The sequence below is a fragment of the Sphingobacterium siyangense genome (assembly GCF_007830445.1).
Taxonomy (GTDB): domain Bacteria; phylum Bacteroidota; class Bacteroidia; order Sphingobacteriales; family Sphingobacteriaceae; genus Sphingobacterium; species Sphingobacterium siyangense.
Genome location: NZ_VLKR01000035.1, coordinates 41764 through 58525, shown reverse-complemented (window position 1 = coordinate 58525; position 16762 = coordinate 41764). Strand labels below are relative to the sequence as shown.

The following is a 16762-nucleotide window of genomic DNA, read 5'->3' as shown; positions in this document are numbered from 1 at the left end:
ATAAAGATAGAGCATACGGATTGCTTAACAGCGATGTCGGTATAGCCAAAAGAAAACAGCGATGTCACGATGTCGAACCAGTCTTTGGAAACATAAAACAGAACCACGGGTTCCGAAGATTTATGCTCCGCGGTAAGGAAAAAGTGTCCATAGAATGGGGTTTATTGGCTATAGCGCAAAATCTAAGGAAAAAAGCAGCTTAAAAAGCTACTTTTTGTTCTTTTTCTTCCCAAATGAACAGTTCTGTGAAATAATCAACAAACAACTCACAAATCTATCGCATAGCCATATTTAATAAAAAAGCTGCCTCAATAAATTTGAGACAGCTTCTTTTTATGGATTGAAATTGCTAATTACTTAGCGTTTTTATCATTTTCCATTTGCTCTTTCAATTGAGCTAATACGTCTAAGTCGCCTAAAGTAGATTTTTCAACAGAATCTTTTACTTTTTTCACAGCTGAAGACTCAGCTTTAGCGTCTTTTTTACGGTTGTTAGACTCTTCTTTGCGAGCTTCTTCTTTCTCTTCTTCCCAGATACGAGAGTGAGAAATTACCAAACGTTTGTTCTCTTTGTTGAACTCGATGATTTTGAATGAAGTAACTTCATCAACTTTCAATGAAGAACCGTCTTCTTTAACAGAGTGTTTAGAAGGACAGAAACCTTCAACACCGTATTGTAAAGCTACGATATCACCTTTGTCACCAACTTTGATCACAGTACCTTCGTGGATAGAACCTTCAGTAAAGATCGTTTCGAAAGTATCCCAAGGGTTTTCTTCCAATTGTTTGTGACCTAAAGATAATTTGCGGTTTTCTTCATCTAATTCTAAAACAACTACGTCTAATGTTTCACCAACTTTAGTGAATTCGTTAGGGTGGTTGATTTTTTTAGACCAAGATAAATCAGAGATGTGGATCAAACCGTCGATACCTTCTTCTAACTCAACAAATACACCGAAGTTAGTCATGTTTTTAACAACAGCTGTTTGTTTAGAACCTACAGGGTAACGCTCAGTGATGTTTTTCCAAGGATCTGGAGTCAATTGTTTGATACCTAAGCTCATTTTACGCTCATCGCGATCTAATGTTAAGATTTGCGCTTCGATCTCATCACCAACTTTCAAGAACTCTTGTGGAGAACGTAAGTTTTGTGACCAAGACATTTCAGAAACGTGGATCAAACCTTCAACACCAGGGATGATTTCTAAGAAAGCACCGTAATCAGCAACTGTTACGATTTTACCTTTAACTTTAGAACCAACTTCTAATGCAGTATCTAAAGATTCCCAAGGATGCTCAGATAATTGTTTCAAGCCTAAAGCGATACGTTTTTTCTCATCATCAAAGTCTAATACAACAACGTTGATTGTTTGATCTAGCGATAAAACTTCTTTTGGATGCTCGATACGACCCCAAGAGATATCTGTGATATGCAATAAACCGTCAACACCACCTAAGTCGATGAACACACCGAAGTCAGTGATATTTTTAACTGTTCCTTCTAATACTTGACCTTTTTCTAATTTAGCAACGATTTCAGATTTTTGGTTTTCTAAGTCGTTTTCAATTAATACTTTGTGTGATACGACAACGTTTTTGAATTCGTGGTTGATTTTCACAACTTTGAATTCCATTGTTTTACCTACGTATACATCGTAGTCACGGATAGGTTTGATATCGATTTGAGATCCAGGTAAGAATGCTTCAACACCTTTGATATCAACGATAAGACCACCTTTAGTACGGCTCTTAACGAAACCAGTAATGATTGCATCATTTTCCAATGCCTCATTGATAGCTTCCCAAGATTTTTGAGTTTTAGCACGTTTGCGAGAAAGTACTAATTGACCGTTAGCATCTTCTTGAGATTCAACGAATACGTCAACTTTGTCACCAACTTTTAATTCTGGTAAGTCACGGAATTCTGATAAAGAAACTAAACCGTCAGATTTGAAACCAACATTTAAGACTACGTCTTTGTTGTTGATAGAAACTACAGTACCTTCAATAATTTCACCTTGGTTAACTTGGTTGAAAGTATCTGCGTATTGTGCTTCAAGTTTAGCGCGTTCAGCATCGCTATAATTTCCGAAACCTTTATCATTTGCATCCCAGTCAAATTCACCTTCTGGTGTGATCCAAGTGTTTGATTTGATTTCGTCGATTAAGTTTGAATCAGCTTCTGATTCAATTTTTTCAGTGTCTTTCACTACTTTAGTGTCAGCACCTTGTAGCTCTGCGTTTTTCGCTGCTAATTCTTTTTCTGCTTCTTGTTTTTTTGCCATTAATTAATTTTCTCCTTTTTCCTACTTTGTAGGAGTTGCAAAGGTACAAAAAAACTTTAAATGCAAAATTTTATTTTTCTTATTTTATTGAAAGACTTTCAGTTATAGGGGACTTTTTACATGCCAACCCTGCAAGGGATGGTATTTGAATTGTACTATTGCTAATTCTCGACTTTATTTGCGGAAATCCTTTTCCGATAAAATAGATTTTAAGTGGCTTAAGACACCTTAGTCTTCTCTCTTAAAAGAGTTGAAAATGCGTGGCTTGGCAATAACAATGGTTTGTTTGGACAGCGCTATTGCCGCATTAAGCTCATAGCCCAATAATAAAATAAGTGTATTCAGGTAAATCCAGAGCATGATGACGATCAATGTCCCAATGGATCCATACAGTTTGTTATATGCACCAAAATGATTGATATAAAAAGTAAATATTGAAAATGTCAATATCGCTAGAATGGTAGCCATAGAAGCTCCTGGACTGAAGAGTTTCCATTTGTTGGAGTTGGAAGGGCCAAATTTGTAAATACAGCTTACCGTGAAAAAATAAATAGCGAATATAATCAGCCAACGGGCTATTTTAAGTAGAATCGCCCAGAAGCTCGATTTAATACCTGTCGTCTCTTTGAGGTAGTCTATCGTAATGCCAGCTATGGTAAATATCGTCATCCCCGCTGTTAAAGCAAAAATAATCAGAAAAGCTAAGGCTAAAGCAAGCAGTCGTTTTCTGATCCAAGGTCTTCTCTCCGTCATCAGGGAAGCTTTATTGAAGGCATTCATTAGGGAGGCCATGCCATTGGTCGCAAAATAGGCCGCAAACACAAAACCAAAAGACAGCAATCCGCCATTTTGGTTTTTGATAATATCCTCCAATGTCGTTTCAACAACGAGAAATGCATTTTTAGGAATTACTACTGCAAGGAAATCCAACAACTGTTCCTGAAAATTATTAATCGGAATATAAGGGATTAATGTAAATAGAAAAATGATTCCTGGAAAAATGGCCAATAGAAAGCTATAGGAAAGGGAAGAAGCCTTGCTGACGATGGAATCTCTGGAAAGCTCCTGAAAGAAAAATACCGCCACAGTATAAAGTGGTAGTGAGCCAAAGCCAGGTAGTACGACACGTTTACTCCATTCGATTAATCTAAAATAAGGTTTAAAATTTAATAGCCATTGGTGGATTTTCCCCATATCAATTAAAATATTTACTCATCTTATCCAGAAAAACCTGTGGCGGCATACAAGGTCTATTTTTCTCCATATTGACAAAGACCAAGGTTGTCTCTCCCTGGTTGAGTAGTTCCCCATTTTCATTGAAAAGCTCATATTCGAAAATGATGCGAACGGCAGGTTTCTGGCGGATTGTTACCCGTATCGTGATCAAGTCATCGTATTTGCCTGGTTTCAGATATTTGGTCTTCATCTCCGTAACGGGGAGCATGACACCCATTTCTTCCAGCTCCTTATACGATATCCCCGTGCTCCGCAGCATTTCAGTTCTCGCTATTTCATAAAACGCAGCATAGTTTCCATAATAGACATAGCCCATTTGGTCTGTTTCTGCATAGCGGACGCGAATCTGGTGGTCAAATACAAACATTATTTTTTAATATTTCTAGCGTCCAGAGCCTGTTGGAATTTACGTGCATTGATCAAATGCTCAGCCTCTGTTTTTGCAAAATTATGGTAACCAGAAAAATCATCTTTGGCACACATGTAAATATAATCATGTTGCTTAAAGTTTAAAACCGCATCAATTGCAGCGATGCTTGGAATTGATATAGGGCCTGGAGGCAATCCTCTATAGATGTAAGTATTGTAAGGATTGTCTGTTCTGAGGTGCTTGTTCAATACCCTTCTAATGGTAAAGTCATTATTAGCAAAGATCACCGTAGGATCTGCTTGCAATAACATACCTTTTTTGAGACGGTTTAAATATAAGCCGGCTATCATGGGCATTTCATCCTGGTGTAAAGCTTCACCTTTCACAATCGACGCCAATGTGCTAACCTGTTGTGGTGTCAGATTAAGTGCTTTTGCTTTTGCCGTGCGATCCGTATTCCAAAACTTTTTCCATTCATCATCAAAACGAGCAATTACTTTTTCCGGATTGGTGTTCCAGTAAATTTCGTAGGTATTAGGGATGAACATTGAAATGAGATTTTCTTTTGTAAATCCATATTTCTGTGCGGTAGCCTCATCATTCAGTACAGCAATAAATTGGGCAGAATCTGCCTCAAAACTTTTTCCAAGAAGTGCGGCCATATTTTCTTTCAGTCGCACATTGGAAAATCTGAATTTTACAGGTTCTTGGTAACCGCCAATCAAATTGCCGACTAAGCGTCTATTGTTCATCCCTGGGGTTAACAGATAACGTCCGGGTTTTACACTTTCTTCATATTTTTTATATTGTGCTGCACGCTCAAAGGAAGCGATATCATCCACTAGATTTGAATCCTTGATTGATTTCAGTACATCCTCATATTTTTCACCCTCGTGTATGTACAGGTACTTTTTCTCTCCCGATACATTCGAAGCATAAAATGCTTTATAAAATGTCCAGGCAAAATAACCTCCAACAACGATAACGATTAGCGCAATAATTTTTAACCAACTTGGTATTCCTTTTTTATTTTCCATTCTAAAATTTTTTATTCATCTGTTGTTCGCTATTCATGGCGTTTATATAACCCTTAGCGATCAGTGGTTGATGAATCTGCCAAGAACTCTAATCTATTACGATGGAGATCATTCGACGCAGCTTCATTTTTGAGTAAATAAACTTAAAATCCTAAACTATTCCCTTTATTTTCCTTTTCCTTTTTTTGCCCTGCTGCAGGATTTGTCGTTGTCGGTTTAGCTGCAGGGGTATTTGTTGTGTTACTTTTTGCTGGAGCAACAGGCTTTGACTGAACCGGAGGTTTTGCCGCTGGCGGAGTAACCTGTGTTTGGTTTGCCTGTGGTTTAGGTGTTGTTGTACCTCCAGTCGGAGCACCTGTTGTTGCTGTTGGTGCCGTGAGTGAAAGTGTTACGTCAATTTTAGCCCCTAAACTGGTCAGGCCCTTTTCTATTCCTGGTGACTGCACACTGATTACTGCAGTGGCTGTATCCGTTACGCTTGGATCGTAGGTTACAGTACCTAGACCTAAGCCAGCTCCAGACAAGGCGAACTTTGCTTCGTTTAATGGAAGCCCAACTAAATTAGGTATCTCCACCTCATTTGCTCCCAATCCATTTCCCAAAACCAGATCTATACGTGAACCTTTAGGAATCATGCGTCCGTTGCGGATAGATTGTCCCGCAAATTGAGCATCCAATACGATATCCCTGGCGATGTCAGCGACATAAGAAGTGTCACCGATTCGAAGGTTATGGTTTTTCAAGATGGCTGTTGCTTCAATCAATGTTTTATCTTTTATATTCGGAAAAGCAACTTCAGGTGCAACCTGTGTGATAATGGTCAAATAAATAGTCCGACCCGATTTTACATGAAATCCTTGTTCGGGATCCTGCTCTATGACCATGCCAGGTTTGGCATCCATCTGATAGACGGAGTCAATTTGATATTCCAGCCCGGCGTCCTCCAAAGCTTGGATGGCAGCACTGATATGAAGGCCTTTCACTTTAGGAACGGCGATAGATTCATCATGTTTGGTATATATTTTCAGTCCAATATAAACGAAAAGGAATAGACATACTATCGCGATAACAGCGGCAATAAGATTTTTCCTAAAAGTGGGGGTCTGAAGATATTGTACGACTTTGGACATTTCTCTGTTTGATAAAAATTAATTCTGCATAGAACCGCAATATTAAAGCCAAGTTTGCAGAATGATTAAATAAAATTATTCCTCACAAAATTATTCGTTTTTCCGTGTATAGCAAATTATATTTGCTATTCGAATCGCTAAAATTTATGAAAGCAAAAATAGCATTAATAACTGGAGGTTATACAGGAGAAGCTGAAGTTTCTTTTAAAAGTTCTGCCTTCGTCAATTCTCAACTTGATCACGACAAATACGATATATATTTGATTACAGTGACCAAAGAAGCATGGTACTATGAAGATTTAGACGGAAAGCGTCATCCGATTTCAAAAGCTGATTTTACCCTTCCATTGCATGGGGATATCTTGACTTTTGACTTAGCTTTTATTATGGTGCATGGTGTGCCTGGAGAAGATGGAAGACTTCAGAGCTATTTTGATTTGTTAGATATTCCATATACCTCATGTGATGCTTTGACGTCCGCATTAACTATGAATAAAGGGTATACAAAAGCGATCTTATCGGATATTCCCGAGTTGCATTTGGCAAAATCGGTCCTACTGTTTGAATCGCAACGCCCGGAGGCACTCAAAATCGTCGAAAGTAATCTTTCACTCCCTTATTTTGTGAAACCTAATGCCGGTGGAAGCAGTATCGGAATGACCAAAGTAAAGGAATCTGCACAACTGCAGGAAGCGATTGACAAAGCTTTTGATGCGGAAAATACAGGAAAACAGGTTATTGTTGAAGAATTTGTGACTGGACGCGAATTTTCCGAGGGAATTTTTCGGAATTCAAAAGGCGAGCTTGTTGTTTTGCCCGCTACAGAAGTTCGGACTACACGCGAATTTTTTGATTATGAAGCCAAGTATGTACCTGGATTAACCGAGGAGATTACGCCGGCAGACCTGACGGTCGAACAGCAGGAGCGTGCTGCGCGTATTTTAAGAGAAATCTATGTTAGATTGAACTGTAAAGGTATGGTTCGCGTGGACTTCTTTTTGGAAAACGATACCGATAAATTTTATTTTATCGAAATTAATACCATTCCCGGGCAGACTCCACAAAGCTTTATTCCGCAGCAGGTACGGGCTTTTGGAATGAAGGAGGGGGATTTTTACGGCGAGTTGATCGAAACAGCCTTACAATCGAAATAGTTCTATTTCAAAAATACCTTGAAGCAAGCAGCCTTCTGCCCAAAGTAGATAAAAATATGCCGCAATAGCGACACACAAAAACGGCTTTCATACATTGAAAGCCGTTTTTGTGTGTTTTATTTTCTGAAATCAAATTTGGATAGATCGGGTTTAAACTTCTTAACCCTTTTCAATTCCTCCTGATAAATTACCTGCCCGATATTCTTTAAAAAGGGGTAGGTTACTGTGTCGTATTCATAGCGTCCATCGTTGTAGATGCCATTTTCATTGGACTGCACAACAACGGCGAGCATAAATTCTACCCCATGTTCAAAGTCGACGATATAAGCATTATCAATATTATAGCCATAAGAATCTCCATACTTGTTGAAGATCCGGATGTTGGGATTTAAGGTCGCATTTTTTTCACGGCCATAAAAAAGGAGCTTGCTATACGTTGGCCAAAATTCTGTTGGATCATATTTCGGGAAATCCGATTCAAAGGGATAGCGCGACATATAGTCATAGAGTAGGTCATAATCCTCCTTTTTTAGATTAAATCGTTCTTTAGGCTGAAATGCTTCCGGAAAGAGTAATTTCTTCAATATGAACTGTTGATCTTCTAGTGCGTAGACATTAAGCCCCTCAAAACTCCAGGGCTCATGAATAAGTTCATCTTTATCGTTCATATAACCTTTCCCCTGAAGTGTATTGGCCAGCTTCAGGGTATAGTCTTTTGGGTCGAATTGGGCCGCTTGTTGGTAGATGATATCTTTTCCATTGTAAAAGGTAATGGGATTGGTGTGTTTGGCCCATATTCCTTTGTCGCCAATGGCAAGACGGTTGACGATACGGCTGTATTTGGTGCCGTATTTTTTTAGTTTTGCATTCAGTTCAGCACGGCCAATAAATTCAAACAGTCTATTTTGTGCATCATTGTCGCTGGTCAACAGTATTTTTTTTACGTATTGTGCAACAGAGGGAAGACCATTGGCTGCCGACTCGTCCACAAGAACCTTAGTCTGCTTTTCAAATGCAGAATCAATGCGGAGGGGAGTATCTTTGGTTAAACCGGCTAGATGGAGGTCGTTGATTTTTTCTAAGGCCAGAATTGCTGTCGGCAACTTTACTGTACTTGCGGGATAAAAATACCAGTTCGGATTCAGTCGATAGCTATAAGATCTGAAATGTGGCCTATTGGATTTGTCACGATCAATTTGTGTATACAGAATCTGCACCTCATTTTTCGTCGGATGACTTAATATGTTTTGAAATAGATCAGGATGACTTTGGAGTAATTTTTCCAGGTAAACAGTATCTATCTGCTGAGCGTATGCGTCTGACATGAATAGGGTGAAAATTAAGATGAAGTATTTGTGCATGTGCTTTAGATCAAAGTGTTGCGCTTGTTTAGTCCTGTAGATTAAGCTCTTCTATAGCTTTTAACAATTTGTTTTTTGACAGGAGTTTTTTTGCTTTTTCATTTCCCTCTACATAAGGCTCCAAGGTTTCTTTTTTCAGTGGTAAAATTTCCTTCGCCTTTTCCATCTTGAAATGCGATATGGCAGGCTGATTGATATCAGCGGTCATGCTATAGCGGCGGATTCGCTTTTCATAACTGACAGTGTCGACCAAAAATAACCAACAGCTGTCCTGTGGAATGCCTTTTATTTTCTTGTTCCAATAATCTATCCGATAGATTTCTTTCGTCTGATCGGGCGTTACTGTATATTTCTTGCCTTTTTCCCGCCAGGATATTTCACTGGGTGCTGTTGCGGTTCTCAATTTTATTTTTGTTTTTGCAACAACAGTGCTGTCATTTTTCAAAACAATATAAAATTTATACCTACTGCTTATCGGTTCGCTATTGAAAGAATAGAGTGGAGGGGTATACAACCCTGCTAAAGTAACGTTCCCGCCAGGAGTTCGTATTGTGGTAGGCGGGCGAAATTGTGCGAGAGCTTGGGTCGAGGTACCCAGTAGAAAAAAACTGAAATTTAATGTCAATAGGATCATGGAGCTTTTTGCCCCATGATATTGCGTTTTGATATTCGTAAACATGGAATTATTTTCTCGAATAAACTTCAAAGGTATAAGCAAATGCATGTTTCTCATCTGCCTGATGCGAATCTGAGGAAATTAATTCCCATTCTTCGGAAGGCAATTCAGGGAAGAAAGCATCTCCTTTTAGGGTTGTATGTACTCGTGTCAAAAGCACTTTGTTTGCCAAGGGTAGCGCTTGCTGATAAATGTTTGCGCCACCAATGATAAACACTTCGCGTTCATCCCGGCAATATAAAAGTGCCTCTTGAATACTATTGGCTACATCAATATCTTCTCCCTGGAAATTCGCATTACGCGTGATGACAATATTCCTTCTGTCCGGTAAAGCTTTGCTTATGGCCTCAAAAGTCTTTCTGCCCATTAGGACAGAATGCGCAATGGTATTTTTCTTAAAATATTTAAAGTCGTTGGGTAAATGCCAAGGCATCTGGTTGTCGATTCCGATGGCATTGTTTTCCGACGCTGCTACGATTAATGTGATCGTTGGGTTGCTCATTTTTGATATAATGTGATTATTCGTCCGCTAAAATAATGTTGTTACAAAATTAGGTGCCTTCATTGTTAAACGGCAACCGGAGCTTTGATATGTGGATGTGATTCGTAGTTTAACAATTCAAAATCTTCAAACTTGAACTCAAAGATATCTTTTACTTCAGGGTTTATCTTCATCTGTGGTAGCGCTTTTGGCTCGCGGCTCAATTGGAGCTCCGTTTGCTCGAAGTGATTACTGTAGATGTGTGCATCGCCCAGAGTATGGATAAACGCTGCGGCTTCCATGTCGCAAACCTGTGCGACCATCATCGTTAACAAAGCATAAGAGGCAATGTTGAAAGGTACGCCAAGGAATATATCCGCACTGCGTTGATACAGTTGACAGGACAATTGTGGTTTCATGATGCCTTTTTCGGGCTGTGCTGGCGCCACATAAAATTGGAAAAAAGCATGGCAAGGAGGGAGTGCCATATGCTCTATTTCCGCAACATTCCATGCCGATACAATAATGCGGCGTGAATCCGGTGAATTTTTTAGTTGGTTGATCACCTGTGTGATCTGGTCGATATGGCGGCCATCAGGTGTTGGCCAGGAGCGCCATTGTGATCCGTATACAGGGCCTAAATTTCCTTGTTCGTCAGCCCACTCGTCCCAAATGCTTACGCCATTTTCTTTGAGATACTGAATATTGGTTTCACCTTTAAGGAACCAGATCAGCTCATGTATAATGGATCGCAAGTGTAATTTCTTCGTCGTTACCAAAGGGAAACCTTCCCGAAGGTTGAAACGCATCTGATATCCAAAGACACTTTTGGTACCTGTGCCAGTACGATCTGTCTTTACAACACCATTCGTATATACATGTCTGAGTAAATCTAAATATTGTTTCATCTGTAAAAAAGTAATTATTAAATACTAAATATCAAGGCTATAATCGAACTGGATAGGGACGAATAGCGCTATTTTATGTGTCTGATTCTCAATCGGGGAATATTTGAATACATCATGTCCGGACTAATTTCGTTTGCCTGTAATAAGCCGCCGGTGCATTCAGCCTTTCAAGATAGTCAAAACTAAGGAAAATCCTTATAACGAGAAAGTCAAAACTTAAAATGATAAGAGCGGTTACTGAAAAAAAATGTAATTTTGCAAAATATTATGGAGAATAAAAAAGTAGCTTTTTATACACTTGGATGTAAACTGAATTATTCGGAGACATCATCCATTGGTCGTTTATTTAAAGATGCGGGCTATGATACTACAGCGTTCAATAGCCGTGCAGACGTTTATGTAATCAATACATGTTCGGTAACGGATAATGCTGACAAGAAGTGTAGAAAAGTAGTGAAGGAAGCATTAAAGCACTCTCCCAACGCCTATATTACGATTGTTGGCTGTTATGCGCAGCTAAAACCAAAAGAGATTGCAGAGATTCCCGGAGTGGATATGGTCTTAGGTGCAGCTGAAAAGTTTAATATAATTGAGCATATCAATGATTTGACGAAACAGGAAAAAACGATCGTTTATAATGGTCCAATCGATGAGACCAATCAATTTGTCTCGGCTTATTCGATTGGCGATCGTACGCGTACCTTCCTAAAAGTACAGGACGGGTGCGATTATTCATGTACATTTTGTACGATTCCTTTGGCACGTGGCGGAAGCCGCTCGGGTAAGATCGAAGATATTGTGCGTCAAGCGGAAGAAATTGCAGCTTCAGGCGTAAAAGAAATTGTGTTAACGGGAGTTAATATTGGTGATTTTGGTATTCGGGATGGTAAGCGTGAAGACCGATTCTTGGATTTGGTAAAGGCTTTGGATGAAGTCGAAGGTATCGACAGGATTCGGATTTCTTCGATAGAACCTAATCTTCTTTCCAATGATATTATTGAGTTTGTGGCGCAATCAAAACGTTTTGTTCCACATTTTCATATGCCACTGCAGTCTGGAAGCAATAAAATTCTGAGTTTAATGCGCAGAAGGTACAAAAGAGAACTTTACACAGAGCGCGTCGCATTTATCAAGTCATTGATGCCTAATTGTTGTATTGGTGTTGACGTTATTGTCGGATTTCCGGGAGAAACACGTGAAGACTTTATCGACACGTACAATTTCTTGAACGATTTGGATATTTCTTATCTGCATGTCTTTACCTATTCAGAAAGAGAGAATACGATTGCAGCTCAAATGGACGGTGCTGTACCGGGAGCTCAACGTAGTGACCGTAGCAAAATGTTGCATATCCTTTCGGAGAAGAAGCGCCGTGCTTTTTATGAGTCACAGCTTGGCGAGACTGGTGATGTCTTGTTTGAGGCCGATGAGAAAGATGGATATATGCATGGCTTTTCTAAAAACTATGTCAAAGTACGGACCTTATACGATCCATTATTGGTGAATGAGGTTGTGCCGGTTAAATTTATGGACGTAACGGATTCCTGTGAAGTGGAAGTAGAAGAAATTCCGGAGACATTGACACATTAATCTTTTTAAGGGTTATACTATATTAAGATTTATAACATATAAAAAAGGCAATCTTCCCGCATAAGATTGCCTTTTTTCGCTAAAGAGAATTCCAAAATTTCCCTATTGATTGCAGTATGCTGTTGTATTTCTGATCAAATTGACGGCTGAAATCTGACCGGAAGTAAATCGGTACCTCTAATGCGTACTGCTCTTTGCTGCGTTCAACCAGATGACGGTACCCAAGATCAAAAGCACCCCGAGCCATTGTATCGTGGATACACTTTCATGAAGTATAAAAAATGACATACAGGTGGCTACAGGTAGCTCCGCCGAACTCAATATTCCGCCTAAGGAGAAGCCTGTTTTAGGTAAGCCGTAGGCAAACAATAAAGGCGGGATGACTGTGCCAAATAGAGAAAGGATCAAGCCGAAATAAAGGAAGTTACCATCAAATTGACCATTCCATAAATAAGCAGGTGGAAATAAGGTAAAGACCATGATACAGGCCCCCGTTACCATAATAGCGCTTTTTTGAATGGGGTGATAGTCATTGCCGACACGACCGTTGACGATCATGAAGACCGAATAGGCGGTCGCCGCTAAAAGACCAAATAAGACACCTGTTAAGTTGAGCTGTTGTAAGCCTTTTTCAATAAGTCCAGTCGCTAATAATGTTGCAATGAGTACAATGCCGATGCCAATCAGGTTGTTTTTTGAAGGTTTTGCCTTGAAAAAGATAAATTCAATCAGCACACCGATCCAAATATACTGCATCAACAGTACAATGGCCAAGGAAGCCGGAACAAGCTGTACACATTTGTAATAGAGAATGCTCACCAAACCGGTCGAAGTACCACTGATTAATATCTTGATCCATGAAGATTTCTTGCTTGAAGAGTGAAATGACTTTGCCGAAAAGAGTTTGATGATGATATAGATAAGCCAAAGGATAAGCATGCCAAACAATACCTGAATTCCCGTTACCTCTCCTAAATTCAACCCTTTACCATAGGCTTTTTTAACAAACGTTGATAGTATCCCAAAACTACTCGCACCTAAAAAGACAGCTAATGCACCTTTTAATTTTTCCATTCTCAAATAAATTAGGCGTCAAAGTTACGATTTCTGAACAATTCTTTTTCTTATCTGACGTTCTTATCAAGAAAAGCAATCTCCGGGGGCAAGCAAATTTATTGGATTTCAACAGCAATTTAATTAAGTTTGTTATGCAAGTAAGTTTGTTAAGCAAGAACGTAAATCGAACAGCATGGGTGTCAGATCTTATTTTATCTTCTTTTTAGGTGCAGTTCTATTTTTGAGCAGTTGTTCAACGAAGAAAAAGGTACTTAGCTCCAAAACACATTCTTCCAATGGTTCGGTTTTGACAGATGCGAGCTCAGCGCGTGGAAAAACTTTTTCGGGATCCAAACTTGACAATTATGCAGACTTGCTCAATGTGAGTACCAAAAAACTAAATCCGCACCTTTATTCCTTTATTGACGATTGGATGGGGATACCGCATCGTATGGGTGGACAGACCAAATCGGGGGTAGATTGCTCGGGATTTGTTAATCTGCTCTATATTGAAGTATACAAAGGGAATTTGCCGCGGACTTCGCGTGACATGGAAGGAATAGTAAAGAGAAAAAAGGTCGATAAACTTGAAGAAGGAGATCTCGTGTTTTTTTCTTTCGGACGAAATGGAATAGATCATGTTGGTGTATACCTGCATAATAATAAGTTCGTTCATGTTTCGACACGGAAAGGTGTTATTATCTCTGATCTTTCCGACAGTTGGTATGCGAAGACCTTTGTTGACGCGGGCTCTCCCAATATCTAAACGCGTGAATTTCATGTAGGTTTTATGTCATATCTTGATATAAACTTTTATACCCTGTATAAATCCTTATTTTTGTCAAAATTTTATAGAAATGACAATCAAGAGTAAGAAGATTTTTTTGGGCCTTTGTATTATTGTGCCGTTTTTGATGTATTGTGTTTATTACTACAGTAATATGATCAAAAATGCCCCTTTTCGTTTTGCCGATTTTGAATCCATTGAATTCAAATATGGCGAGCCGAACCACATGGTCAACGAATACAATTCAAAAACACGTATCTATAAATATTTAGACAAAAAAGATTCTCTAATTACCGATACTGTAAAATTTACAAAAGACGATTTATTATACCTGCATCGCAAAGCAATGGAGCTCGGCTTTTGGAACTTGGATACTGATATGACCGGTCCTGAATGGCAGCAGGATTCAACAAATTCTAAAGTCCCACGTTTTTATTTAGAGTTCAACTATAAAGATAAGTCCAAGCATATCACTTTGGATGCAGATTTTGCAGGCAACCCTCGGATGCACGATGCAGCAAAATCAATGATCGATGAAGTCAACCGCATGTTGGCAACTGCGCAAGCCAGATAGTTAAGAAATAGGCCCTAAGGGTAAAGAGAGAAATCAAGTCATTGGTTTCTCTTTTTTTGTGCCGAATATCCGTCTGAAAACAAAGGATGGAAGAAGGATTTAACCGGCCAACAACATATATGTTAATGGGGATTTTATAGGGACTTAATAGGGACCTGATAGGGACCTCATTCGGATGAATACGTATAAAACACGGATAAAGTCCCTATAACGATACTGCCAAATATGGATTAATTAATACAAGAGTGTTAAATGGCTTCCTTTGTTTTTTTGATAAATTCTTTATATTCTCTTTATACTCTGTTAACCTGAATCGAATACCTTAGCGCCAAAACAAAATTTCATATGAAAGCATTTTTGGCACTAGCAATTTCCTGGGCATGCGTAAACGCTGTGCAGGCGCAAGATTTTGCAAAAGGAAAAGTTTATCTGGACGCAAACAAGAACGGAAAATTAGATAAAAACGAACAAGGCATTGCGTCTGTTTCTGTTAGTAACGGGCGTGAAGTGACAACGACTGATAAAGATGGTAATTACCAATTGCCCGTTGGAAATGACAACATCATTTTTGTGGTTAAACCAACAGGCTATGCTTTGCCCTTGGATGAAAATAACCACCCAAAATTCTATTATATCCATAAAGTAAACGGTAGTCCAGTTTCAAAATACCCTGCTGTTGCTGCTACAGGAAAAATCCCTGCTGCTGTAAATTTTGCAATGTATCAACAAGATGAGGATCCTAATTTTTCAGCTTTTGTTTTTGGTGATCCACAGGCTTACACGGAGGAAGAACTGGCCTATTTCAAAAATGGTGTGATCAATGAAATTTCCGATAAGACAATTGCAAAATTCGGAATAAGCTTAGGCGACTTGGTGGGAGACGATCTTTCACTTCAGCCAAAATATAAATCGGTGATTTCCACGATGGGCTTGCCATGGTATAATGTCATGGGAAACCACGATATGAACTATGATGCTAAAGTGGATAGCCTCTCCGATGAATCGTTCGAGCGGACGTTTGGCCCCAATAATTATGCGTTCAACTATGGAAATACGCATTTTATCATTCTTGATAATATCATTTATCCGAATCCACGGACAGGTAAAGGTTATTTAGGCGGATTCCGTAAAGATCAGCTTGATTTTGTGGAAAATGACTTAAAAAACGTTGCTAAAGATAAATTGATTGTGTTGGCATTTCATATTCCTTTATACCATCAAAACTCGGATGTCTTTCGTAACGAAGATAGACAACGTCTGTTCGATATTTTGGCTCCATTTAAGCATACCTTGTCTTTATCCGCGCATACACACTTTCAGCGGCAATATTTTTATGGGCAAAACGAAGGATGGAAACAAGAAAAGCCACATCACGAGTATAATGTGGGTACGACCTCTGGCGACTGGTATTCAGGCGAGTTGAATGAAAAGGGAATTCCTGTTTCTACAATGCGGGACGGTACACCAAAAGGGTATGCCATCTTAAAAATCGAGGGCAACCAATACAGTTTTGATTATAAGGTTGTCGGTAAGCCAGCAACGTATCAGATCGATTTATATGGCGCATCGGTCGTTCCAGAAAAATACACAAAGAGATATCCGATATACGCTAATTTTTTCATTGGAAAGGAAGGTGACAAGGTAACGTATAGAATCAATCAGGGCGAATGGAAGGAAATGGATTTTGTCAATGAAAACGATCCGGCATTCCTAAATTCTCTTGCTAAATACGATACAGCAACTGAATTAAAGAATACGCGTAGACCTTCGAACCCCGAAAAATCCAGTCATCTGTGGACAGCTAATTTGCCCAAACTTAAAGCTGGTAAATATCAGATTGAGGTTCAGGCGATTGATCTTTTCAATAGAGTACACCTGGCAACAAAGACTATTGAGGTGAGATAAATAACCATTTGTAGAGTTGTTTTAAGTTTAAAGATAGCTTAAGATGCACTTAACATAACGATCCTATATTTGTGTAGAGTAATTTTTGATTCATAAAGAGTTAGGGTTAATGTGTAGATCTGTTGTGAAACACGTCTGAAAATTTAGTTTGTTTTTAAAGTGAAGGTAATCTCCCCAGATTACCTTTCACTGTTTTTAGACCTTTGACTTTA

16 protein-coding genes are annotated in these 16762 nt (G+C 39.0%); 6 read left to right on the top strand and 10 right to left on the bottom strand.

The genetic code is table 11. The features are described from left to right. Positions 1-203: transposase (locus tag IQ31_RS22885; RefSeq protein WP_145330314.1), on the top strand; the 203-nt coding region annotated here is incomplete at its 5' end. Between the two features lie 150 nt (positions 204-353). On the opposite strand, the gene rpsA is transcribed toward IQ31_RS22885, so the two are convergent. From rpsA to IQ31_RS22860, 5 genes are all read right to left on the bottom strand, one after another. Next, positions 354-2285, bottom strand: a complete 1932-nt coding sequence (gene rpsA / locus IQ31_RS22880) for a 30S ribosomal protein S1 (protein ID WP_075991301.1) — start codon at positions 2283-2285, stop codon at positions 354-356. 228 nt (positions 2286-2513) lie between these two features. Then, on the bottom strand, positions 2514-3479 hold the full coding sequence (locus IQ31_RS22875) for a YihY/virulence factor BrkB family protein (protein WP_145330312.1): 966 nt from the start codon (positions 3477-3479) through the stop codon (positions 2514-2516). 1 nt (position 3480) lies between these two features. Then, complete coding sequence (locus IQ31_RS22870; RefSeq protein ID WP_075991303.1) at positions 3481-3888, bottom strand: acyl-CoA thioesterase; 408 nt, start codon at positions 3886-3888, stop codon at positions 3481-3483. Beyond that, positions 3888-4928: an endolytic transglycosylase MltG gene (gene mltG / locus IQ31_RS22865; RefSeq protein WP_088160436.1), complete on the bottom strand. Its 1041-nt coding sequence runs from the start codon at positions 4926-4928 to the stop codon at positions 3888-3890. The genes IQ31_RS22870 and mltG overlap by 1 nt, the downstream gene beginning before the upstream one ends. A 143-nt stretch (positions 4929-5071) precedes the next feature. Next, positions 5072-6058, bottom strand: a complete 987-nt coding sequence (locus tag IQ31_RS22860; protein ID WP_075991305.1) for a PASTA domain-containing protein — start codon at positions 6056-6058, stop codon at positions 5072-5074. Positions 6059-6204: 146 nt separating this feature from the next. Here IQ31_RS22860 and IQ31_RS22855 point away from each other — a divergent pair, with 146 nt between their 5' ends. Next, positions 6205-7212: a D-alanine--D-alanine ligase family protein gene (locus IQ31_RS22855; protein WP_145330310.1), complete on the top strand. Its 1008-nt coding sequence runs from the start codon at positions 6205-6207 to the stop codon at positions 7210-7212. 116 nt (positions 7213-7328) lie between these two features. Here IQ31_RS22855 and IQ31_RS22850 read toward each other — a convergent pair whose 3' ends face one another. From IQ31_RS22850 to IQ31_RS22835, 4 genes are all read right to left on the bottom strand, one after another. Beyond that, a complete protein-coding gene (locus tag IQ31_RS22850; RefSeq protein WP_244294564.1) occupies positions 7329-8537 on the bottom strand; it encodes a serine hydrolase in 1209 nt (402 codons plus the stop codon). Positions 8538-8601: 64 nt separating this feature from the next. Continuing rightward, complete coding sequence (locus IQ31_RS22845) at positions 8602-9252, bottom strand: hypothetical protein (protein WP_145330306.1); 651 nt, start codon at positions 9250-9252, stop codon at positions 8602-8604. A gap of 4 nt (positions 9253-9256) precedes the next feature. After that, complete coding sequence (locus IQ31_RS22840; RefSeq protein ID WP_088160440.1) at positions 9257-9751, bottom strand: dihydrofolate reductase; 495 nt, start codon at positions 9749-9751, stop codon at positions 9257-9259. 65 nt (positions 9752-9816) lie between these two features. Continuing rightward, positions 9817-10638: a thymidylate synthase gene (locus IQ31_RS22835; RefSeq protein WP_088160441.1), complete on the bottom strand. Its 822-nt coding sequence runs from the start codon at positions 10636-10638 to the stop codon at positions 9817-9819. Between the two features lie 267 nt (positions 10639-10905). On the opposite strand from IQ31_RS22835, the gene mtaB reads away from it, so the two are divergent. After that, a complete protein-coding gene (gene mtaB / locus IQ31_RS22830; protein WP_075991309.1) occupies positions 10906-12228 on the top strand; it encodes a tRNA (N(6)-L-threonylcarbamoyladenosine(37)-C(2))-methylthiotransferase MtaB in 1323 nt (440 codons plus the stop codon). Positions 12229-12405: 177 nt separating this feature from the next. Here mtaB and IQ31_RS22825 read toward each other — a convergent pair whose 3' ends face one another. Next, positions 12406-13302: an EamA family transporter gene (locus IQ31_RS22825; protein ID WP_145330304.1), complete on the bottom strand. Its 897-nt coding sequence runs from the start codon at positions 13300-13302 to the stop codon at positions 12406-12408. A 175-nt stretch (positions 13303-13477) separates the two neighbouring features. Between IQ31_RS22825 and IQ31_RS22820 the strand changes: the two genes are divergently transcribed. The 3 genes from IQ31_RS22820 (at position 13478) to IQ31_RS22810 (ending at position 16550) form a co-directional block, all read left to right on the top strand. Further along, positions 13478-14050, top strand: a complete 573-nt coding sequence (locus IQ31_RS22820) for a C40 family peptidase (protein WP_046673998.1) — start codon at positions 13478-13480, stop codon at positions 14048-14050. 91 nt (positions 14051-14141) lie between these two features. Beyond that, positions 14142-14645, top strand: a complete 504-nt coding sequence (locus IQ31_RS22815; protein WP_236560122.1) for a hypothetical protein — start codon at positions 14142-14144, stop codon at positions 14643-14645. Between the two features lie 345 nt (positions 14646-14990). Beyond that, positions 14991-16550 (top strand): calcineurin-like phosphoesterase C-terminal domain-containing protein, encoded by a 1560-nt coding sequence (locus IQ31_RS22810; protein WP_145330302.1) that lies wholly within the window; start codon positions 14991-14993, stop codon positions 16548-16550. Positions 16551-16762 lie beyond the last annotated feature (212 nt).